Below are 22,549 nucleotides of genomic sequence, written 5' to 3'. Positions count from 1 at the left end.
AGGCAGCAATCACAATGAAACGTGAGAAATGTTCACAAAAATCACATAAATATCACTTACACTAAAGATGATAGGAAAGGGAGGGAAGATGGTGTGGCGGACCGTATATTAGTTGTAGATGACGAGCAGAATATGCGTCAGCTCGTAAAGATACATTTGGCAAACGAAGGATATGAGATAGATTTGGCAGCATCCGGTGAAGAAGCAATACAAAAAAATCTGGATGAAGTCTATCACGTTATCATTTTGGACATTATGATGCCGCGTACAGACGGCTGGGACGTTTGCAGGCGTTTGAATCGCTTTGATAACAGTCCTGGGATATTAATGTTGACTGCGAAGAGTAATGTAGAGGATCGAGTGAAGGGATTAAACTTAGGAGCGGATGATTATCTCGTGAAACCATTTGCTCCGGAGGAACTGGCTGCACGAGTGAGATCTCTGCTCAGAAGAACCGGTAACGGGAAAAAAAAAGAAGACGGAAAGATACAGGCAGGCGAAATGGTTATCATTGAGAATACCCGGGACGTAACAGTGGCTGGTCAGCTGGTTGATCTCACACCGAAGGAGTTTGATATTTTATACCTTCTCGCAAGTCATCCGCAGCGGGTATACACACGTGAAAATCTCATGGAGCAGATCTGGCCGGTCAACGAATCGCATGATCCCCGTACGATAGATACTCATGTGAAAAATATTAGAACGAAGGTAAAGACGAAAGGATTGACCTTTCACCCAATTAAAACAGTGTGGGGAATAGGCTACAGATTTCATCAGCCAGAAGGGTTGTAAGCAGATGAATACAATTTTTTTCAAACTCAGCAGCTCCATCATCCTTCTGTTCTTAATTGTACTGCTGCCGCTTGGTTTTGTACTAAATCAAATTTTCACTAATTACAGCTATCATCATTTACAGGAAGAGACAGAAGAATTAGCCTCCCAGCAGGCAGCGCTGCTTTCCGGAATCGAAACGAACGATTTAGAGAGCTTTACGGACTCCCTTGCTGAGAATACAGAAAGGGAAATCATCATCCTCGATGAAAAGAACATGATTCTCAGTGAATCTGAGAATATTCGTGGTTTTTCTCCGAAAACAGATGAGAAAGAACTCAGCAGCAACGGCCAAGTCGTAAATCAAAACAATCATCAGTCTTATTTTGCAGCAGCAGGAGAAGTGACAGGGAATTCTTCTGAGGCTGCAGAAATTTACATATTTACTCCTGTTGATTTAATGAACGGCTCTGTGACAGAAGTGAGGTATGCACTCATATTATCCGGTGCAGGTGCCTTTTTATTGGCGCTCGGATTCACATTTATTATTTCGAGAAATCTCACAAATCCCATTAAAGCAATGGAGAAAGCAGCCCGGCAAATGTCTAAAGGGGATCTCGACATTTCTGTACCTCCTTCAAACAAAGATGAATTAGGCTCTCTTTCAAAATCGATGAATGATTTAGCAGGCGAATTAAAAAGATACCGAAACAGCCGGAGGGAATTTTTTTCGAATGTTTCTCACGAGCTGCGTACTCCACTCGCTTATGTGCAGGGGTACAGCGACGCACTGATCAAAGAACTTTACGAGACTGAAGAGGAAAAAAATCAATATATCCGTGTTATTCAAGAAGAAGCACAACGGATGAACCGGCTCATTCACGACGTATTTGAGCTTTCCCGGATGGAGGAGGAGCGCTTTCCGCTTCATCTGGAACTAGTTCATTGCGGGGACATTGCACGGGCTGCCGCAGAAAAAATACAAGTAGAGGCGGACAAAAATAATCTTCTCGTTACTGTCCAGATTGAGGATCATATTCCTTTCATCGTTGCTGATGGAGTAAGAATCGCGCAAATCTACTCGAACTTACTACAGAATGCGGTGCGCTATACGGAGGAAGGTTTTATTCATATCAAAGTGCATGCTAATAATGGATATGTTCAAACCACCATTTCAGATACCGGCCCGGGAATCCCCGAAGAAGAGCTCCCTAACGTATTTGAACGCTTTTACAGGGTAGAAAAATCACGAACACGAAAGCTTGGAGGCACCGGACTCGGTCTTGCCATTGTAAATCAACTAGTTCATCTTCAGTTCGGAACTATTCATGTTGAAAGCAGCACAGGGAAGGGCACTGTGTTTACTATTCAATTTCCAGAAGCAAGGGAGGAGGAAGAATGAAGAAGCTGGATTGGCTGATAGGATTAGTATTCATAGCGGTTGGCCTGCACTGCCTGGTCATCTCGCCGTTTATCGTTGCGGGAACCACGAGCCCCCACGCTTACCTGGTTCATCTTCTCTACCTTTGTATCTGGATACTTGTGCCGGTATGTTTGGGAAGTATTGTGTATGGGGTGATTCGACTAAAAATAAACAACAGGAAAGAGAAGGCATCAAAAAAAGGAGCCCCATAAAGGCTCCTTTTTCGTTCAAGGACTGCTGTACAGAAGTACTACTGCCAGCAGAATTATTATTCTGCCCGTGCCGCTTCTTTCGCTGACTTACGTCTGGTTCGCCAGCTTTCCTTTTTAATTTCAGCGCGCACCTCTGCTTTCGCGGCCCGGTAAAAGGAGTATCCCATCAGCAGGATGACAACGGAAAACGGCAGTGCTGCAATGATGAGTACGTTTTGAAGTCCGTCCGTTCCTCCGAAATAAACGATAATGGCAGCCATGGCAGATAAGCATAAGCCCCACACAATTTTTACGATGCCGGATGGGTTGATCGAACCGCCTGTTGAGAGCATGCCAAGCACAAAGGTAGCGGAGTCAGCCGAAGTTATAAAGAAAATCGCAATAACGACGATGGTGATCAAGGACATAAGTAAGCCGAGCGGATATTGATCAAGCATCGCGAAGGTTGCGGTTTCCATCGGATAATCAGAGATAGCAGCAATGCCCTGCTGTTCAATATTCAAGGCGGATACACCGAACACAGCGAAAAAGAAAAAACAGAGCACGGCGGGAACGAACAGCACGCCAAGCATAAACTCCTGGATGGTGCGTCCTCTCGAAATCCTTGCGATAAAGATACCGACAAATGGAGACCACGAGATCCACCAGGCCCAGTAAAAAATCGTCCAGCTGTCGAGCCAGGAACGGCTTTCATCGTTTAATGGCTCTAATTCAAAGCTCATGTTAAAGAAGTTCGTAGTGTACAGGCCGAGCGAGCTTGTGAACATGTCCAAAATATACAGCGTCGGCCCGACTATTAACAGCAGAATCATCAGGGAGATGCCAAGTACCATATTAATGTTGCTCAAATATTTAATCCCTCTGCTGATGCCAGACCAGGCTGAAATAATAAATAATACTGTAGCGATAATTAAAATAATTAATTGAAAACCGTAATTGTTCGGAGTCTCAAATAAAAAGTGTAAGCCTTCACTGATTTGAGCAGAACCGAAACCAAGTGTCGCAGCAACACCTACTACAGTTGCAAATACAGCGAGGATATCGATCCATCTGCCGGTTTTTCCTTCCATCCGCTCTTGTCCAAAAATAGGTACAAGAGTGGCGCTGATAAGGCCTGGATAGCCTTTGTGGAATTTAAAATAAGCAAGAACCAGCGCAACGATCGCATAAACGGCCCAGGCATGGACACCCCAATGGAAAAACGAGTATTGAAGAGATTCCCGGATGGCCCGGGCGGTGCCTTCCTCTCCGCTCGGACTGCTCAAAAAAGCATGAGACACCGGTTCGGCGGTGGTCCAGAACACAAGGCCGATCCCCATACCAGCACTAAACAGCATGGCAAACCAGGCGGGCAGGCTGAATTCCGGCTGATCCTCTTCTTTTCCGAGTTTGATTTTTTTAAAGCGGGAAAATATTAAGTATACGCAGAAACCGAGAATCAACATAATAAGTAGTAAGTAATACCATCCGAACGACGTCGAAATAAATGCCGTCACATTGGTAGTGACGCCCTCTAAATGCTCCGGCGCAGCTCCGCCCCATAATACGACAAGGCCGCATATGGCAAGGCTGTACCAGAAAACTGATGTTGCGTTTCTCAAACAATCACCTCTCCTAGAAAGAATATAGATAAAAATTTCATGGATTTTAGGGAAGAATGACGAATTTTAGCAATAGACTATCATACTACATACCTTTTAGAGTATTTGCAACATTGATTCTAAGACATTTGCCCGGGTAAAACGCCAGATTTTAAATGATACTTATCTCACGTGAGGGAGTGATAATATCCATTTCCGATGCTTGTCAGCACTCTCTATCATGACAAGCTGTTATAAGAAGATGGCACTGAGCGTCACTGAGCGTCACTGGAGCTCACTGAACCATCTGATTTAAGGACAAGGCCTCTCATCAGGTTTGGAGGCCCGGCACAGGCACTGCTATGCTAAAGGAAGAGATAATTTTTAAAAAGGAGGGCTCTTGTGGCAAAACACCACCAAATACCGATTGTAGACACCGATATTCATGAGCGAGTGCAGTACCAGGACATTCTCGAATACCTCGAGGAGCCGTTCAAGCATTATATAACAAATTGTCACTGGATGCAGGAGAAGCACATGCCCTATACGCAGCCTGCAACTGCTGGGGTGGACCGGGCTGATGCGGTGCTTCCGGATGGCCGCCCGGCGGGTTCAGACTTAGCATTTATGCAGAAGCAGCTGCTCGACGACATCGGTCACGAATATGGCATTTTAACGAGCGCACTCGACCCGTCCCCCTCTTCCATGCATGGCTGGTATGAGATGGCTGCTTCACTCGCGACAGCCTATAATAACTGGCAGATCGAACATTGGCTTGAAAAGGATGAGCGCCTGTACGGATCTGTACATATTGCAGCTCAGGAGCGGGACGTCGCAGTTAAAGAGATTGAAAGAGTGGGCTCCCATCCTAAGATGGTGCAGGTTCTTCTTCCCATTGACGACATTATGTGGGGAGACCCTTACTACCACCCTATTTTCGAGGCGGCACAAAAGCATCATCTAATGATCGGAATGCACCATAACGAACCGCCCGTCTATTACGGAAAGTGGCCGCGCTATTTCATCGAATGGCACACCCTGATCCCAACCGCTCATATGAAACAAATTACGAATATGATTTTTAATGGGGTATTTGATAAATTTCCGCAGCTTGGCCTCATCATGATCGAAGGCGGATTTACGTACATTCCTCATTTAATGTGGAAAATGGATCAGCAATTCCGCGATCTTCGCCACGAGGTGCCATGGCTGAAAAGAAAACCAAGCCAAATCATGAAGGATCAGGTCAGGATCACAACGCAGCCGGCAGAGGAATTAACGAAAAAGGAATTTGAGTCACTCATTGACCAGATGGGCTCAGAGGAAATGCTTTGTTTTTCCACTGATTATCCACACTGGGACTTTGACTCCCCATCCCGGGCGCTTCCCAGCATGGACCCGGCGCTGAAACAGAAGATCTTTGCGGATAACGCGAAAGCGTTCTACCCGAAACTGCCTGGCGGGAGGGAAGAAAAGCATGGTCGAGCAAGCCGTCTGCAAAATATCTGACGTTGAACCGGGGGAAATGATTTCGACCTCATTCGGAAGTCAGGAAATTGTTGTCTGCCGTACTCCTGACGGCCGTTTTTATGCTTTTTTAAACAAATGCCTGCACCAGGGAGCTCCTCTCGATAAAGGCATTATGTGCGGAACCTCCATGGAACAAAGCGCTCCGGGCAAGTATCACTACGGCAGAAAAGGCGAAATTCTCCGCTGTCCCTGGCACGGCCGCGAATTCGATATCACAAATGAAGGACGAATGCTCGCGAACCCGACCAAAAAGCTTCCTAGTTTTAAAGTAAGGGTGGAAGAAGAGGAAGTTATTGTGTATAAGTGATATGGTAGATGTAACATAGCTTTTGGACAGGAGAGAATAAGGTTGAAGCCGAAAATAACTGTAATCACCCTTGGAGTCGATAATCTGGAAAGAGCGCTCGTATTCTATCGAGATGGATTAAAACTCCCGACAGAAGGCATTCTCGGGAAAGAATACGAGCATGGCGCCGTTGCTTTTTTTGATCTGCAGAATGGAGTGAAGCTGGCGATATGGAACCGGAAAGACCTAGCACACGAGGCAAAGGTTTCACAGACTTCCCCAAATCCCGCTGAATTTACATTAGGCCATAATGTCGGCAGTCCGGAAGAGGTGGATGAAGTAATGGCCCAGGCGGAAGCGGCTGGAGCCACAATTACATATCCTGCCCATAAAGCTTTTTGGGGCGGCTACTCCGGCCACTTCCAGGATCCGGACGGTCATGTGTGGGAAGTAGTCTGGAATCCGCAATGGGAGGAAGAAGCTTAAAACAAATCGAAGAGACCTCCCGACGTTGGACGTTGGAGAGGTCTCTCTGTTTGTTATTGGGGGAAGCGGAGCGGACATGAGATCAGCTATTTCTTCAAAAAAGGCTCAAAATCAAAGGTTCGCACATAGGATCCGTTATTAGCATCTATTGGATGTGTATAGGCCCTGATTGCGTCGAATAGCGGAACCAGTGTCCGTGCAGGAGGCAATCGTACTTTCCCTCCTACAGGCGATTCCACGGTTATTTTCCAATCTATCTAGCTTGATCTGTGATTTTCGATCTGTTCTCGAATCTTCCGCTGGCGTTCTTCCTCTTCTAATCGTCTTGTTTCTTTATAATCCGCACGTATGGATTTCAATAGCGAAATGGCGGCGACGAACAAAACGATCGAGAACGGCAGCGCCCCTACCAGGGAAGCGGTCTGAAGTCCTTCCAGCCCTGCGCTGATGATGAGGATCAGTGCAAGAGAAGCAATCAGTGTACCCCAGACAATTTTGACGAGGCCTGAAGGGTTCTGGTCGCCGTTGGACGTCATCATGCCGAGCACGAATGTTGCGGAGTCGGCGGAAGTGACCAAAAAAGTAAACAGAAGACAAATCGATAAGATTGATAAAATCGTACCAAATGGTATGTTTTCCAGCATGGCAAACAGAGCGGTCGCTTCATCTTGTTCCACGGCACTGACAATATCCGTTCCCTGCAGCAGATCCAAATTTACAGCAGTTCCTCCAAAAATTCCGATCCAGATAATCCCAATTAAAGGTGGGGCAACCATTACACCGAGCACAAATTCGCGGAGAGTCCGTCCTTTGGAAATACGTGCAACAAACATACCTACAAACGGTGCCCATGCAATTGTCCATGCCCAGTAATAAACCGGCCAGTCCTGAACCCATGTGCTGCCTGTGTACTGATCAAGCCGTAAGCTGGCCTGGAAAAAGTTCTGCATATAGTCGCCGATTCCCATCGTAATCGAATCAAGAATAAATCCGGTCGGTCCAATAAACAAAACGGAGACCATCAATACAAGGGCAAGTCCGAGGTTGACGTTACTTAAATATTTTATCCCGCGGTCGAGCCCGGACAGGGTAGAGAGCATGAAGAAAACGAACATCGCAGCAACAATCGCAAATTGTGTAATCTGTCCAGATGGCACCGCAAACACACTCCCGAGACCGCTGCTGATCTGCAGAACACTCAGCCCAAGGGTGGTAGCAACCCCCATTACAGTAGCAATAACAGCAATAATGTCGATCGTGTTTCTGAGCGGCTTTTTGCCTGTATGTCCGATAACCGAATTCATAGTGTCACTAATTAAGCTTCGTTCCTCCTGCCGGTACAAAAAGTACGAGATGGCAAGTCCGACAAATGTAAAAGAGGCCCATTGGTGGATGCCATTGTTAAAAAAAGCACTCCACATCGCTTCTCTTGCAGCTTCTGCTGTGCCAGCTTCTATGTTTCCTTCAAACGGAGGCGGTGTGCCAAAATGTGTCATCGGCTCAGCGACTCCCCAGAATACGATACTTACTCCAAACCCGCAGCTGAATAACATGGCAATCCAGGTAAAGAGAGGGTACTTGGGCCTGGCATCATCCCCGCCTAATCGAATTTTCCCGTATTTACTGAAAGCTAAATAAAAATTGAAAATAATCAAACAAAATACAAAGACCAGGTAGAACCAGCCAAATGTACTTGCAATCCAGCCATAAACGGATTCCGCCTGCGTAGCCAGTATGTCAGGTGCAAATGCCCCCCATATTGCAAATAAAAAAATAATTGAAAAAGAAACCCAAAAAATACTGTTCATGAATTTCAGTTTTTTCTTTTTATTATCCATAATTATGTCTCCTTTGAATTCATGAAAGTTTTAACCTAAAATTTATGTGCTTATGCCGCCCGCTGCAACATTATCAGCCCCCATCTCATAATTATTCTGCTAGTACGTATACCCTTTTTTGGAAAAATTAATGTCAAAAATGAGTATTTTATCACTATATGTCAAATGGTGCCTTTCACACCGCAGATTTCAGCAGTTGATAAATGGTTAATGCAAATCAAATATGTATACTTAACTTTACAATATGTATAGTTTGTTTTACAATTTTTCGTAACAAGAAAAATGGAGGATGTCATGAGCATTGAAAATAACATTCGAATGCTGCGGGCGCGGGATCACCTAACGCAGTCAGATTTAGCTGACAAAGTAAATGTCACAAGGCAGACGATCGTGGCGCTGGAAAAAGGAAGCTATGTCCCGTCTCTGCAGTTAGCCTTTGATCTTGCGAAGGTGTTTCAAATGCGTGTCGATGAATTATTTTATGAGGAGAATGATGAAGATGAATAAAGTATGGACGGAAACCATTTTTAGTGTACTGTTGTATTGGGTGTTCGCCTGGAGTTTTGCAAATGTTTATTATGTTTTCTTTAGCCCCCGATTTGAAATTACTTCATTTATTCCTTTTTTGCTGTTATTCGTTCTAACTGTTTTTTGGACGATCTACACTTGGAAAAATAAAAATCCACAGGTGAGTAAGGGAAAGTGGTGGGTCACTCCATCAGAATTTGCAGATTTAGATGAAAGGGAGAAGCAGATTACCAATTACGCGACGAAAGTAGCCTACACCCACACCCTGCTGATTCTCTTTGTATCGTTTCTCGTGTTTACCGTATACTCGTTTATCGGCCATCAGTTTCCTTTTTTCCCAATCTATTATATTGCCTTTTTGCTGACCTGGATTAATATCGCGTATGCAGCAGCGTGGAAGCGGGCCTACGCAGCGTAAGTTGGGGTAAGCCTTTCAAACTTCCAGAAATATAAATAAGAAAAGCTGAAAATGGGCTGTATCAAAAGGTCATAAAAATGACCTTTTGACAGCCCTTTTTTCGATTCTATAAGAGATTTGTTATTAGGATGGATGCTCGTTCTAAGCGGACTGCACCACCGCCAACCGGAAAGCGTCCGCCTGCAGGGATGAAATCAACAAGTTCTAATTTTCTTATTCTTAAAAAAATACCATGGTCACCATCTGGAGGGATGGCGTCCATGGTATTTTACGTGAAGGGCTTTTGATACAGCCCCCTCCTTAGTAAAGCTATTCTAAAACTATGACAGGGAGGTCTTTTGAAGCATTGACGAAAACTCCCTGTTCCACAGCTCAGCTTTCTTCAGCGCGTAAACATCCGCTGTGATCTCACCTGGTTCATTCGCTTTTCCAATAATATAATCAACAAATTCAATCCCGGCATAATCAAAAATGTACTGAAACTGCTGAATTAAAGGAAGCGCAGACATGTTAGGGTCCGGGTTATTTCCAGTAATAATAACGTATGCCTTTTTTTTACTCATTTCTTTTTTAAAATCAAAACGAACGTCGCGCATATACTGGCTCCAGCGGTCAAAAAATATTTTCATCTGTCCCGACATGCCAAACCAGTATAATGGGGTCACAAACACAATAGTGTCCTGCTTCAAAAAGGAAGTAAACAGTTCTTCATAATCATCATTCACCTCAGAGAACCCTCCCGGTATATGACGCTGGTCGATAATCGGTTTGATATCATGCTCACACAGAAAAATGCTGCGATGCTCCACTTCCTCCAGTGTTTTTTCTGCAAGGTATTCAGAATTTCCATGTCTTCTTGAACTGCCGTACAAAGCCAATATATTCATTGAAGCTCCACTCCCTCTTGTAAATGAACTATCTTGAGTTTATGATAAATTCATAGTTCAGTAAAATAGATAGTTTTGAATATTTAATTCATTATTTATGAATGGAGGAAGTTACATGGAGCTTCGACACCTGCTAACACTGAAGACAATTGTGGAGGAAGGAGGGTTCAAGAAAGCGGCAGAAGAGCTCGGGTATGCCCAATCATCGATTACTGCCCATATAAAAGATTTAGAAAGCGAGCTCGGACAGCCGCTGTTTGACCGACTGGGGAAAAATGTTACATTAACGCAGGCCGGGAAAAACTTTCTCCCATATGCTCACGACATTATTGAGCTTTATTCTCAATCAAAAGCTGTCCTGGATAACACAGGCGAGCCGTCGGGACAGCTTACGATCGGTGCAAGTGAATCGTTAATGATTTACTGGCTGCCGGAGCTGATTATGGAATTTATGGAAAAATACCCAAAGGTAGAATTAGTGTTGAAATCTATTCATTATGATAATTTGTCCGCTCAGCTGCAGAAGGGGGACATTGATGCCGCCGTGCTGGTAGAATCCTCTGAATGGACTTCCTCAGAATTAACCATACACGAGCTGAAGCGTGAAAAGCTCTCTATAGTAAGGCCGGCGGAAAAGCGGCCTGACGTGATGCTCGTAACGGAATATTCCTGCAGCTGGCGCCCGATAGTGGAAAGTTATTTAAAAAACGAACAAAACCAAAATCTCGCAAAAATTGAACTGCCAAGTGTCGAGGCCATAAAAAAATGTGTACTTTGCGGACTAGGCAAGTCCATGCTGCCGCGCTTTGTTGTCAAAGACGAAGTGAACAGTGGAGCTTTGCTGGAAACACAAATGAACAGCCCCTCCGAGGAAATTGGTATTTACGCAGCTTACCACAACAAGAAATGGTTGTCTGCGAACCTGGAAGCTTTTTTAGAGATGCTGCAGATGTTTGATCTGGATGCGGACAGGAGATCCGTTATTTGGAAAAAATAAGCTTGCCCGCTCTCCCTGCTGAGCCCAGGCGCAGCGCCATGCCTGCGTCTTCTTTGCCAGCGTGGCCAGGACAAAAAAGATGAGGCTGTAGCAAAAGCCCCTTTTTATAGAAAAAGTAGTATCCTAAATAGAAGATAGCAGGGGACAAGTCCGAAGGCTCCAGTGGAAGAGCAATGGCTGAAGATCCGCCGGGCGCGGGTTTCGTCTGGTTAGATGAAGCGCTGCCCACGGAAAGCGAAGGACTTGTCCACTGCATTTTTACCATGCAAAAGGGGGCGAGTATCATTTATGATACAGCCCCATCTTTATTTATCCCTCCGTCTCAGCTTCGGTTTCTGCCGGCTCACTGGAGTCTGATTCATTTTCCGTTTCTTCTTCAATTTCAAATTCTTCCACTTCGCCAAACTCATCTTCAATCGTAACGTTCGTAAATTCAACAACGTTCAAAATATTCTCTTCTGTATCCACAACCTGGGCTTCAATCTCGTCGCCTTCCCGGATAAAGACAACGTCGGCAATGCTCGTGACATCAAATTCTAACACGCGGCTTTCACCGGAGAGTAAGACCTGTATGGTATTATTATTTGTATTGCTTACCCGGTAGACAGTGCCGTCAATTGTCTCTTCGTCGAGTACATCCGTTGGGGCGTAGTCGTCCGAATCAAGTTCATTAGCGAGCGTCTGGCGGTAGCTGCTGAACGCTGCTTCTCTTGACGATCCATACGCAATGTTGCCCGTCTCCGCATGAACCATCGCAATTTCACGCATAAGCCCGTTTTGGTCCACTACCGGCACAACCCAGGTATAGCTGTCATAAATGGAGTAAAGGACAGGCTGGGTGCCGCTCCATTGTTCTCTTTGAAATGATTTGTTTACAACCTCACGTGCCCCGCGCGCATTCAGAAGTCCGGACGAGTCGGTGAAGTAGGTGGCTTCGCCTGTCTGGGCATTCACCATCGTAAAGCCGACCATCGTATTGGAATTTTGATTCGGGCGCATATGGTCGATCATCCAGTACATGTCATTATCCGGCCCGAGCACGCCGATCATTTCTTTCTCGCTCGTCGGTTCATGTACTCCTTCTTTCGCAAATATAGAATTCAAAAGGCCGTTTGAATACTTGCCGAACCAGCCTGCATAATCGAGAGCAAGCCGGTAATCAATCGCGTTATCCACAAATTCCGGCTGTTCGCCAAGCTCATATTTCTCCATCTCACCTGTTTCCGCATCGACAAGGATCACCCCATCCGCATTCGGCCCTGTCCGGTAATGGTCATAGTAGGCATAGGAATAAGCATAATAAGGCTTTCCTTCATTATCAGGCTCAAACGAATAACCGATGAGTATGACATCGTTGTATGCCTGGCGCACATGTCGTTCTAAATGCTCTCCCAGATAGGCACTGGGGACATATTTAAGTTCATGATCATCGACGAGCGTCGCTTCGGCATTCGGGTCCTCAGCACTTACCATAATGTAGCCCGGGGCACTGTCGGCCCGCAACCATCTCCAGATACTCGCATATTCGATGGGAGAGACCCAGAATAATTCATCGTTGATTTTCTGAATACTGGATTCGCCGAGCTCGTAAAAGGAATAGTTATCAATATTTCCAAACACAATTTCTGATTTGTATCTCGCATAGGTATGGGGCACTGACCGAACCGCTTCCTCTGTTACTGAATCGATCTGCTCGGTGCTCGTTTCGATCTCTCCCAGCTCTGCCAGGTCCTGAGTAACTGTTAATGGATAAATAAAGTTAAGTACGATCAGGATGACTAAAAAAACCAGCCCTATCAGGCTCGGTATTGGAAAAAACGATTTCGGCCGCTTTTTCAAATTCTTTTTTCTTTTTAATTCATTTTCATCGCCGGCGCCGGAGGAAGGATAAAATAATCCGGATACGATCAGGTTAATGGCCACGATAAATCCAAAGGTATTCATTAATCCTGTAACTGAAATATCAATCAACAGAAAATAAATAATAAAAAAGCTTAATATCAATCCAATAATATACCGGCCTGCTTGAACAATAAGAAATGGCCTGTTCTGCAATCCATGGAGCCACGCCCGTGGATGCAGCTCCAGGCAGCTTAGTGCCATAATGAAAATCCAGCTGAACATAAGTCTCCCCCTGCTCTTTAAATTATCTTAAAAAATGGCTGCTGCGTATCTGTGAATTCATACTGAAAAGGAATCAATAAATAATTCAACGCAGCCAAAAAAATCAGTAAGGCTATTCGAAGAAGCAATCCTTCGATGAAAATACCTAAAATAAGAGGAATAATAATGAACACAGGAAGTAAAATCATGCCCATACTCCATTTAGAATGGGTGGTTGAAAACTGTGTTTCGCCACAGGCTGGACATTGTTTTCTCCCTTCAAGGACAACCAGCAGCTCTGAGAATCTGAATTGATATTTAACATGACCAGCACGCTGGCAGGCCCATAATGCTCCCTCCCTGATTGAGTGAATAAGAGACTCATTATAAAATACGAAATAAACAGTAACAGGTTTCAGTTTCCCTGCTTATTCTATGAAACTTTTCGGAATACAGCACGTAGAATCCCTATAGAAATTATATTGGCAACAAGATATTATGAACATAACATTCTCATAGTGGAAGCTAATTGACAGGAGGTTTTTTAACTTGAGACAACCGCCAAATAATATGATTGCGGAGGATGCAGTAAAGGCATGGAGGATCACTGCGGCAATATATATGATTATACCGTGGGCGTTAACTGTGCTCGTCTGGGTGGGAGTAAATATTTTTGAATTTTCCAATTGGTATGGGGGGACTGCAGCAGCAGTAAGTGCGGTATTTACATATTTTATGGTGTTTCCGCTGCCGCAGCTGCGCTGGAAACGCTGGCGCTATCAGGTGTTTGATCAGGAAATATATATTCAGCACGGCATCTTAATTGTTACAAGAATATTAGTTCCGATGATCCGGGTGCAGCATGTGGATACGAAACAGGGGCCGATTTTAAAGAAGTATGGATTGGCTAGCCTGACGGTTTCGACTGCTGCGACAACCCATGAAATACCTGCGCTGCGTGAAGAAGAGGCAGCAGATCTCCGTGACCAGATTTCAGTGCTTGCCAGGGTGGAACAAGATGATGTCTGAGCCGAAAAGACTGCATCCTGCCGCCGTTGTGTTTCAATTAATAACGATCTTAAAGCAATCCATTTATGCAGCTATTCCATTGGTGGTGTTAACAATCGGGAATGGCCATGCTCTTTATTTCGCAGGAGGTCTCGCGGTATTAGTTATCATTCTTATTATTTTCTCGATACTATCGTGGTTACGGTTTTCCTACACCATTGAGGGTGATCAGCTAAGAATTGAAAAGGGCGTCATTATTCGCCAGAACCGCTATATATCAAACAACCGAATTCAATCGATTGATTTAACCCAGGGAGTGCTGCATCGTATTTTCAAATTAACGAAGGTCCAGATTGAAACAGCCGGTAGTGACAAAAGTGTCGATGCGTCACTCAGTGCCGTGACCTTTGAGGAAGGGCAGCGGGTACAGAATGAATTAAAACGAAAAAAAGAAATGGAGCTGCCGGAAGAAGAAAAGGAAGCCGGTCCCGAAAAAGAATTCCCATCATTTAAGATTTCACTCAAGCGGCTGTTTGTTGCTGGATCCACCTCAGGAAGTGTCGGTGTTATTCTTGGTCTGGCAGCGGTTGGCTTTAATGAATTAGAAAGTCTTATTCCCAATACGGTGTACGACCAGACAACGAGATGGGTACTTGCTCTCGCCTTTGAAGCGGTGATTGGATTAGTCGTGTTAATTCTGCTTCTTCTCTATTTAATCGGAATCCTGGGTACTGTAATTAAATACGGAAAATTCACCATCACCCGCTATGAAAAAGAGCTCTTCATCACAAGAGGGCTGCTCGAAAAGAGACAGATGACGATTCCGTTAAAACGAATTCAGGCTGTCGGGATAAAAGAAAGCTTAATAAGGCAGCCATTCGGTTTTGCGACCATTTATGTAGAAATCGCCGGCGGGGAGACCGGGAAAAATGCAGGAAGCAGCACGTTGCTATTTCCGATTATACGAAAAAAAGAAATTCGTGAATTTTTACACACCATTATGCCGGAATATGAGGAGTTCCCGGAAACCTTTCTCCCTGCACCAAAGCGGGCCATTCCGTACTACATCGTAAGAAGTGCATGGTTTCCATTCCTTTTATTTCTTGCTATTTTTATCTTTTTCCCTGCGTGGGCGTATCTTCCAGGAGCATTGCTTACGATAGCCGTGTTAATGGCAGTCCTGACGTGGCGGTCTACCGGATATAACCTCGAGCCGCAGCAGCTCACGGTGAGGTTAAGAAATTTCAGCAAGGATACTGTGATGCTGAAGCATCGCCGTATCCAGGCCTTCGAGAAAAAACAGCATATCCTTCACCAAAAACAACAGCTGGGCAGTCTGCGTCTTTCAATTTTAAATAATGTTCTCGGCAGACATTATCTCGTAAAAGAAATAGAAGAAAAGGATGCCGACCGCCTTGGTGACTGGTATTCCTTTAGAGACAAAGACATTCAGGCATAAGAGACGCCAGTCTCTTATGCTTTTTTATATAAAAAAAGGTATTTGCACTCCTAAATCAACCTATTCAGTTTGATTTCCAAAGACATAGGATATTCAAGGATAAGAAAAAGGAGTGAAATAAACCTTGATGTACGATAACAATAAACTCGCAGAGCACGGAAAAAATCAATATATACATCTGGGTGTATATGTTTCTAATAGAAATTGGCGGGCATTAGCTAAACAAAGACCGCATTTCCGCTTAAATAAATTAGCTAAAGCCAATGAGAGCCTAAAGCTTAATTTATTTTACTTCTGCAGCGAAACTATTGATACAAAACACCAGCTCATTAATGGAATGTACTATGATTTTGAGGAGAAACTATGGAAATCAGCCATCTATCATTACCCTGACTTTATTTATCGGCGAGGAGGAATAAGCAGAAAAGACAAAGCGAAGTACCGGATTTTTATGAATCAGTGTAAGAAACAGCGAACAGTTCTCTTAAATCCTTCAACGCTTGGAAATTGGATGGTTTACAATCATTTCAACTCAGTTGGGTCATTAAAAGATTACCTGCTGGAAACGGTATTATACGAAAAACCAGAAGATCTTTACAATATGCTTACGAGGCATCGGTGCCTGTATTTAAAAGGGGTGACTGGAAGAAAAGGAAAAAATGTAATCCGACTGGAACAAAGAGAAGATAATAATTATTATTTAAAACATTATGAAGCAGGCATTAAAAAAATCCATTACAAGCAATTTAATGATGAAGAAGAAATGGTCTCCTTTATACAACAGTTTTATAAAGGAAAAAAGTTCATGATTCAAGAAGCCATTGATCTACTTGAGGTTAATAACAGGGGAATTGATCTGCGGGCAGAATTGTACCGCAATACAGGTGGAGAGATATCAATCTGCGGGATCAGTGCCAGAATGGGTATTAAGAATTCGCCGATTACTACTCACGCAGAAGCGATACCAGTTGAGAAATTGTATGAAGCTATAAATTTATCCAGTAAAGAAATAGAAGATATACAGAATAAGATGGAGCAATTTTTATATAAGGTTTATAGAGCCACAGAAGAAAAATTTGGAAAATTTGTTGAAATAGGTATAGATTTTGCGATTGATCGGAATATGAATATTAAGTTTATCGAATGTAACTCCCAAAGCACGAAAGTATCTTTAATGAAAGCCCATGGAATCAACACTCTCGAGGATTCAATGAAAAATGTATTACTGTATACAAAGTATTTGTACGAAGAAACGGAAAATGGTGAGCTGTCTGTAACGAGCAAGAAAGCAGACAGTAATATGATAGGGCTGATTTTCTCAAGCAGTTATATAAATAAAATAATTTTAGGTGAGTCTGATGAATCGCTGGAGTATTATATAAAACTGGCCAGTAAGAACAAAGTAGATCTTTGTTTTTATTCAATGAATAATGTTTCTAGGAAACATATTACCGTTAACGGTATTGTATATAACTATAAAACTGATGAGCTGATAAGAAGAAAGCTCACGATTCCTGACGTGAATATTTACCGGGTAAATGCGTACCTGAGAAACAAACTATCGATAGATAAAATTAATTACTTGAGTAAAAACTATAATATTATGTTTTTTCACGCCATGACAAATATAGAGAGATGTAAATATAACATTTATGAATATTTATCATCTTTTCCAAAAATATCACCACTGCTGCCTGAGACAGCGTCACTTTCATTCGCTGGAATAACTGAGAAGATCAGCCGTTACGATAAGCTTTATATTAAACCTAAACGCAGCTCGAGAGGACGAAATATTTACGTAGTTGAAAAAGAAAATGAGGAATATAAATTCACCCATGTTTTTAATTCAGAAGAAAAAATCTATTATGTTACTAAAGAAAAGCTATTACAGTTTTATGAAGAGACGTTTCCCATCCCTCAAGATTTTATCGTTCAGCAAGCTGTTGCAACTATAGAATATAGAGAGAGAAAATGTGATTTTAGAATATCCCCGCAGAAAAATAAAAATGGAGAATGGCAGATAACAGGCATGATTGCAAGAGTAGCAAAAAAATGTCTTAATATCACGAATCTTGATCAAGGCGGCTGGCCAAAATATAAGATAGAAGAAATAATCGATAGATCAACAATTAAACAAATCAAAAAAGCGAGCATTCAAACGGCCATGGCTCTTGAAGAAAAATATCCCCAGGTTATAGATTTGGGATTGGATATTGCAGTTGACAAGGATGGAAAGGTTTGGTTATTGGAAGCTAATTTCAGGCCGTACAGGCGAAGAATTAACATTATGCATAATCGAATTCCTTTTGAACACGCGGTCTGGTATTTACGGAATAAGACACAGGGATAAAGTATCAATATATCAGCAAGAAAGAGGCTGGGAATATTAATAAAAAGCTTCCGATGATCTAAAAGTGATTGTCGGAAGCTTATTATTACCCGCCGTACCTCCCTGGGCGACCGGTGTCATCGAATTGATAGACATGTCATAAAAGATACTTGAATTTGTCATAACACTTGCCTCAACATAATAAAGTAGGTGGTAAAGGGTTTAGGGGAGAGTGATGTAAAGGCATGCAAATTGTGAAGGATCAAGCCTATGAACTGACTGTTTCCGAGATGAACATCCTACTTGAGCCAATAAGCAGAAGGATAAAAATTTATAAGCTCCCTCAAAAAAATAAGCTGAAAGATTTTATAAACATACTCAAAGAAGTCAGTGATATTCATAAATGTGATAAAGTTATCTTTTATGTAAAGAAAAACGAAAAGGAGTGGCTTCCTTCATTTTCATGCAGTTATGAAGGACGAATCGAAGGTTTTTTTAACGGAGAAGATGCATTTATCTATTCTCTTTTTTTCATTCCATCGAGAAACGATGCCACTGTTCTTGTGAAAGAAGAAAATCACATATTAGAACTGGCAAAACAAAGAAGAGTAGTTATTAAACATGCCCCTGTGCCCACAGGGTATAAGATGAGATGGGCCCACGCAGATGACGTTAAACAATTGGCTGCTTTGTATGATACAGTCTTTCAATCTTATCCAACGCCGATGAATGATCCTCAGTTCATACGTGAGATGATGGATTGCGATGTGTATTTTCTCGTTGTGGAAAAGGGAAAGGAGATTGTAAGTGCTTGTTCAGCAGATGTACAGACAGAATTCCAGGCTGCAGAGCTTTCTGATTGTGCGACAAAAGAGGAGCATCGTAAAAAGCAGCTGCTATCCTGTCAAGTCGCACAACTAATTCCAAAAGTAAAACAAATGGACCTGAAAACAATTTTTTCTTATTCCCGCTCTGTTTCCTTAGGAATGAATCTTGTCAATGCAAAGCATGGCTTTAAATATGGAGGACGAATGATTCAAAACAGTAATATTGCCGGAAGATTAGAAAACATGAATATATGGTATAAACGATTGTAGTGGTGTTCATTGCGGCTCTCGAAATTCGAGAGTCTTTTTTTGTGCAAAAGCTTATAATTCACCCTCAATAAGGAAACCATTAAACATGTGATGCCTTTAGAAAATTAATAGGTAAGAGAGGGAAGAGAAGATGATGCCACACAATACGCCTCAAGAAACCATTTCATTTAAAAAAAATGATCAGAGAGACCGTGCCGCCTTAAGTAAAAGAAAAACTGGACCGGTGAAATTAAAGCACGGAAAACCTCAGGAAGGAAAAAAGCTCGCAATTATTGGCTGGAGCATTCCTTCCATGGAAGCGATGGATAATCTGAAAAAGCCGTATATGGTAGTCAGCCTGCCTGCCTTTGAGGAATATGCCAATCAGCATAATATTCCTTTTATTTCCTGGGATTTTGGGAAAAACCCCAGCTATGAAGAAGTATACAAAAGTGCAGAGCTTCTCCATCATCGTTTAAAAGATCTGGAAGTGGACCATGCCATTCCAGTATTTGAAGAGACGGTGGAGTGGGCAGGAGCTTTAAATGCTCATTTCCGGGGAGACCCTCATCTTTTTGATCATTCCGTGCTTTTTCGTGATAAGGCTCAGATGAAACGCAGAGCACATATGGGTGGACTGAAAGTTGGTGTATTTGAAGAAGGAAATACTAAAGAAGATGTTCGGCGTTTTTTCAAGCGTGTCAACCAAGTTCTCTTCCGTCATCGTGGTGATGAGCCCGATCCCATTCACGTGAAAGCATTAAACAAAGCGGGAGCAGCCGGTCATAGAATTATACGGTCAGAAGAAGATATTGATTATAAATTAAAAGATGACAATTTTCCTTGTCTGATGGAAAGTCATTTAGACGGCGTTGAGGTTTCCTGTGAAGCCTTTATTTGCAAAGGTAAAGTTCAATTTTTAAATATAACGGAGTATGTCGTTTTTGGTTACTCTATGATGGTGCCTCCATCCCCTGAAATTGAGAAGTTACGGCCGGCAATTCGGGAAGAAGTACAAAAAGTTGTCGACACCTTTGATATTGATTATGGCATCATTCACCCGGAATTTTTTCTCGCAGAAGATGGAGAAATTTATTTTGGAGAAGTAGCGTATCGAATTCCCGGCGGACATATTTTTGATTTGATGAAAAAGACATATAACTTTAACCCCCATGAAGCGCATGTCCTCTGCTGCGATCCTAACACGAAAGAAGAAGAATTAGCGGAAGTCTTTCCAGATGAAAAAAGTGCAAAAGGCCATGCCAGCAGCTTTCTCATATACCCGCGCGTGAATCATGTAAATGGTGTGAATTTTCCAGAAGAATTAGAAGAGCATCCAGCCTTTGATAAACACACATTATTCCGTCCGGCTGACCCTAAGATACAGGATTTAGAGGGATATGGGAATCATTTGGGGACAGTGTTTTTCTACGGAGACGACAGCGAACAAGTAAAGCAGCCTCTATATGATTATGTGGACCACGACTTTTTCATTTAAGACGAATATTGAGCCAAAGAAAAGGAAGGAGCAAAATCAATGTCGTTAGAAATAGATACGTCCAAAAAAAATGCCTTTACGCAGGCGCTTGAAACATTAGAATCGGCTTTTCCATATGCGAAGAAAATGTACCAGGCAGAAGTGCTCCAGGCAGCAGCAAATGTCATGGATGAAAAAGACGGAATGGAATTTCTTTACGAGTCTGCTGGTAAATTTGACAGTGCTGGTGTGTTTGAAGGCGGCCCTTGGGCAGAGCCTTCAAACTTAGTCCCTAATCTGGTGAAGGGCTCCCTAATGGGCAGTGGCATGACTTCGATTGTAGAGATTTTAAGTGAATTGAGAATGGTCTCGATAGCAGACGGAAATCACCAAAAGGAAGATATGTCTCAGGAAGAAGCAAAAAAATTTTTAAACACGGTTATGGCATTAAATATGGATATTTTATTTCCGGAAGAAACGGAAGCAGCAAGAATTGAAGGCAAAGGGAAAGAAAAAGATCGTGCGGAGAAACTTTTTCAATTTTTATCAGATAAAATGACACTTGCTGCTATATCAACGACGCTGCTTGAAGAATTGGATGGGCTTATCGCACAGCGGCCGATCATGGTCAATCGAATTATTATCATGATTGAAAATGCTGAACGATTACTAAAGCATAATATCGAAGAAGCTGAAAAAAGAAAAATAAAGAAATATCTTCAAGCAATTTATGGAGCATCCCCAAAAAGTAAAAAGTGTAAGGAACGCTGTGAATACCGCAAGCTTCTGAAGGATATACCGAAAAAAGAGTTGAAGGCAGAAGCAGTGGCATTTGCTGAATCCATGCATGAAACAGGCCTTGTCGCGCCCCAGCATGCTGTGCTGGTCCGATATCTCAATGTAAACCACCCAGAACTTCTATCTGTTGCGCTTGGGCTGGATAATAAAGGATCAGCCAGCTTAGAAGAAAATCAGAAAACAGTAAGTGAGTTAATAAAAGTAGCTATTCATACGCCTATGCGGCAGGCTGTGTACGGACTTTCCAAGATGCTTGAAAGAGGAGTGTTATCCGCCGAACCTGTTGTTCCTGGGCTGCGGCGATTGATTGAATTGGATTTAAAGCCTGAAGTAAGAAAAGTCCTCTTGAATTCCATTAATGGAAATGAAGGCATTACAGCTAATGATATCTTAGTGGCAGGGGTCATAAGCGTTCTTGGACAGCCGCTTGGAGTTGGACAGGGCATGAATCCGACCTGCCAGACAGCGAGAGGAATCAGCCTATGGTCTTTGCATGCTCCTGGGTATTTACTTGAAATTATTCCAAGAGCTGCCCGGGACGGAGATATTGATGTCATGTTTGAAGGTCTTGCCATACATTCAAAAGATCTTCAAGATGGACTTGTAAACGACCTCCATGAAGAGTTGGATCCGGTGTCCCTGGTTCTTGTACCACACCTCGACCGTATATATGGAGAGCTGGTCAGAAGATCAGAATTTAGAGGGGAAGATGTTCATAAATGGGTCAATCCTGCATTTTATGGAGATTGGATTTCAAGAGGCTTCAGCTCTACTATTGATCCGATGACAGGGTCGGTGGCAGATTACTCTGGCTTTGTCAGACTCTTTTATTCGACTCATCATCCAGAGTACAACAATGGCCACGAGCTCATTTACCCTAATCCAGTAGGTATCTTTATTGTAAATGCTAACGGGGATTTTCTCGGTCTTCATGCTGTTTCTATACAGAGGATTGGAAAGGATCCGGACGGCGAATATCGGGTATACTTTTATAACCCGAACAATGACAGCTCACAGGATTGGAGCCAGGGCATTAAACCTGCTGTGTCTGGAAATGGAGAAATTCCAGGGGAATCTTCCCTTCCTTTCCATGAATTTGTTGCCAGGCTGTATGCCTTTCACTATAATCCATATGAACAGGGTGACGCTTATGCGGTGGATGAAGAAATAGTAAGAAATGTGGAAGAGATTGCTCGAGAAAGCTGGGGAAAAGAATATACGTGGGTGCAGCTATAAAAAAAGAAACAGCTCAGGGTACTAACCCTGAGCTGTTTCTTTTATTGATTCATAGCGGTGCCTGCAGTTCACCAAAAAATAGGCACCTATCTGTTGGTAATTGAACA

The 22,549-nt window shown here is 42.9% G+C and carries 20 protein-coding genes; 15 read left to right on the top strand and 5 right to left on the bottom strand.

What is annotated here, in order from left to right:
- Nucleotides 1-93 precede the first annotated feature (93 nt).
- From ACE4RR_RS00735 to ACE4RR_RS00725, 3 genes are read left to right on the top strand one after another with little or no spacing between them, the layout of a single operon-like run.
- Complete coding sequence (locus ACE4RR_RS00735) at nucleotides 94-792, top strand: response regulator transcription factor (protein WP_375533476.1); 699 nt, start codon at nucleotides 94-96, stop codon at nucleotides 790-792.
- Between the two features lie 4 nt (nucleotides 793-796).
- Nucleotides 797-2,173 carry a HAMP domain-containing sensor histidine kinase gene (locus ACE4RR_RS00730; protein ID WP_375533475.1) on the top strand — a complete coding sequence of 459 codons (1,377 nt, stop codon included), beginning with the start codon at nucleotides 797-799 and terminating at the stop codon, nucleotides 2,171-2,173.
- Entirely contained in the window at nucleotides 2,170-2,406 is a 237-nt protein-coding gene (locus ACE4RR_RS00725) for a hypothetical protein (protein ID WP_375533474.1), read from the top strand. Before ACE4RR_RS00730 ends, ACE4RR_RS00725 begins: the two co-directional genes overlap by 4 nt.
- Before the next feature lie 56 nt (nucleotides 2,407-2,462).
- Here ACE4RR_RS00725 and ACE4RR_RS00720 read toward each other — a convergent pair whose 3' ends face one another.
- On the bottom strand, nucleotides 2,463-4,007 hold the full coding sequence (locus ACE4RR_RS00720; protein ID WP_375533473.1) for a BCCT family transporter: 1,545 nt from the start codon (nucleotides 4,005-4,007) through the stop codon (nucleotides 2,463-2,465).
- A 381-nt stretch (nucleotides 4,008-4,388) separates the two neighbouring features.
- Here ACE4RR_RS00720 and ACE4RR_RS00715 point away from each other — a divergent pair, with 381 nt between their 5' ends.
- The 3 genes from ACE4RR_RS00715 to ACE4RR_RS00705 are packed head-to-tail and all read left to right on the top strand — an operon-like array spanning nucleotide 4,389 to nucleotide 6,288.
- Entirely contained in the window at nucleotides 4,389-5,495 is a 1,107-nt protein-coding gene (locus tag ACE4RR_RS00715) for an amidohydrolase family protein (RefSeq protein ID WP_375533472.1), read from the top strand.
- A complete protein-coding gene (locus ACE4RR_RS00710) occupies nucleotides 5,464-5,823 on the top strand; it encodes a Rieske (2Fe-2S) protein (protein WP_375533471.1) in 360 nt (119 codons plus the stop codon). The genes ACE4RR_RS00715 and ACE4RR_RS00710 overlap by 32 nt, the downstream gene beginning before the upstream one ends.
- Before the next feature lie 42 nt (nucleotides 5,824-5,865).
- A complete protein-coding gene (locus ACE4RR_RS00705; protein WP_375533470.1) occupies nucleotides 5,866-6,288 on the top strand; it encodes a VOC family protein in 423 nt (140 codons plus the stop codon).
- Nucleotides 6,289-6,545: 257 nt separating this feature from the next.
- Here ACE4RR_RS00705 and ACE4RR_RS00700 read toward each other — a convergent pair whose 3' ends face one another.
- Nucleotides 6,546-8,126, bottom strand: coding sequence for a BCCT family transporter (locus tag ACE4RR_RS00700; protein ID WP_375533469.1), 1,581 nt, complete (start codon nucleotides 8,124-8,126; stop codon nucleotides 6,546-6,548).
- A gap of 294 nt (nucleotides 8,127-8,420) precedes the next feature.
- On the opposite strand from ACE4RR_RS00700, the gene ACE4RR_RS00695 reads away from it, so the two are divergent.
- On the top strand, nucleotides 8,421-8,633 hold the full coding sequence (locus ACE4RR_RS00695; RefSeq protein ID WP_375533468.1) for a helix-turn-helix transcriptional regulator: 213 nt from the start codon (nucleotides 8,421-8,423) through the stop codon (nucleotides 8,631-8,633).
- Nucleotides 8,626-9,072 (top strand): hypothetical protein, encoded by a 447-nt coding sequence (locus ACE4RR_RS00690; RefSeq protein WP_375533467.1) that lies wholly within the window; start codon nucleotides 8,626-8,628, stop codon nucleotides 9,070-9,072. The genes ACE4RR_RS00695 and ACE4RR_RS00690 overlap by 8 nt, the downstream gene beginning before the upstream one ends.
- Nucleotides 9,073-9,392: 320 nt before the next feature.
- Here the strand turns inward: ACE4RR_RS00690 and ACE4RR_RS00685 are convergent, their stop codons facing one another.
- Nucleotides 9,393-9,953 (bottom strand): flavodoxin family protein, encoded by a 561-nt coding sequence (locus ACE4RR_RS00685; protein ID WP_375533610.1) that lies wholly within the window; start codon nucleotides 9,951-9,953, stop codon nucleotides 9,393-9,395.
- A 121-nt stretch (nucleotides 9,954-10,074) separates the two neighbouring features.
- Here ACE4RR_RS00685 and ACE4RR_RS00680 point away from each other — a divergent pair, with 121 nt between their 5' ends.
- A complete protein-coding gene (locus ACE4RR_RS00680; RefSeq protein ID WP_375533466.1) occupies nucleotides 10,075-10,956 on the top strand; it encodes a LysR family transcriptional regulator in 882 nt (293 codons plus the stop codon).
- 309 nt (nucleotides 10,957-11,265) lie between these two features.
- Here ACE4RR_RS00680 and ACE4RR_RS00675 read toward each other — a convergent pair whose 3' ends face one another.
- Complete coding sequence (locus ACE4RR_RS00675; protein WP_375533465.1) at nucleotides 11,266-13,080, bottom strand: hypothetical protein; 1,815 nt, start codon at nucleotides 13,078-13,080, stop codon at nucleotides 11,266-11,268.
- Between the two features lie 528 nt (nucleotides 13,081-13,608).
- On the opposite strand from ACE4RR_RS00675, the gene ACE4RR_RS00670 reads away from it, so the two are divergent.
- The 3 genes from ACE4RR_RS00670 to ACE4RR_RS00660 all read left to right on the top strand — a co-directional run bounded on the left by ACE4RR_RS00670 (nucleotide 13,609) and on the right by ACE4RR_RS00660 (nucleotide 17,876).
- Nucleotides 13,609-14,088 (top strand): PH domain-containing protein, encoded by a 480-nt coding sequence (locus ACE4RR_RS00670; protein WP_375533464.1) that lies wholly within the window; start codon nucleotides 13,609-13,611, stop codon nucleotides 14,086-14,088.
- Nucleotides 14,081-15,526: a PH domain-containing protein gene (locus ACE4RR_RS00665; protein ID WP_375533463.1), complete on the top strand. Its 1,446-nt coding sequence runs from the start codon at nucleotides 14,081-14,083 to the stop codon at nucleotides 15,524-15,526. Before ACE4RR_RS00670 ends, ACE4RR_RS00665 begins: the two co-directional genes overlap by 8 nt.
- Nucleotides 15,527-15,653: 127 nt before the next feature.
- Nucleotides 15,654-17,876, top strand: coding sequence for a YheC/YheD family protein (locus ACE4RR_RS00660; RefSeq protein ID WP_375533609.1), 2,223 nt, complete (start codon nucleotides 15,654-15,656; stop codon nucleotides 17,874-17,876).
- A gap of 36 nt (nucleotides 17,877-17,912) precedes the next feature.
- Here the strand turns inward: ACE4RR_RS00660 and ACE4RR_RS00655 are convergent, their stop codons facing one another.
- Nucleotides 17,913-18,038, bottom strand: coding sequence for a hypothetical protein (locus ACE4RR_RS00655; RefSeq protein ID WP_375533462.1), 126 nt, complete (start codon nucleotides 18,036-18,038; stop codon nucleotides 17,913-17,915).
- Between the two features lie 62 nt (nucleotides 18,039-18,100).
- Between ACE4RR_RS00655 and ablB the strand changes: the two genes are divergently transcribed.
- The 3 genes from ablB to ACE4RR_RS00640 all read left to right on the top strand — a co-directional run bounded on the left by ablB (nucleotide 18,101) and on the right by ACE4RR_RS00640 (nucleotide 22,442).
- Complete coding sequence (gene ablB, locus ACE4RR_RS00650; RefSeq protein WP_375533461.1) at nucleotides 18,101-18,952, top strand: putative beta-lysine N-acetyltransferase; 852 nt, start codon at nucleotides 18,101-18,103, stop codon at nucleotides 18,950-18,952.
- Nucleotides 18,953-19,082: 130 nt separating this feature from the next.
- Nucleotides 19,083-20,429 carry an ATP-grasp domain-containing protein gene (locus ACE4RR_RS00645; protein ID WP_375533460.1) on the top strand — a complete coding sequence of 449 codons (1,347 nt, stop codon included), beginning with the start codon at nucleotides 19,083-19,085 and terminating at the stop codon, nucleotides 20,427-20,429.
- Between the two features lie 39 nt (nucleotides 20,430-20,468).
- Nucleotides 20,469-22,442, top strand: a complete 1,974-nt coding sequence (locus ACE4RR_RS00640; protein ID WP_375533459.1) for a hypothetical protein — start codon at nucleotides 20,469-20,471, stop codon at nucleotides 22,440-22,442.
- Nucleotides 22,443-22,549: the final 107 nt, after the last annotated feature.

This window comes from Alteribacillus sp. HJP-4, from assembly GCF_042139015.1.
GTDB lineage: Bacteria > Bacillota > Bacilli > Bacillales > Marinococcaceae > JBHIKY01.
The sequence above is the reverse complement of the archived record's forward strand: the minus strand, read 5'-3'. Positions and strand labels throughout refer to the sequence as shown.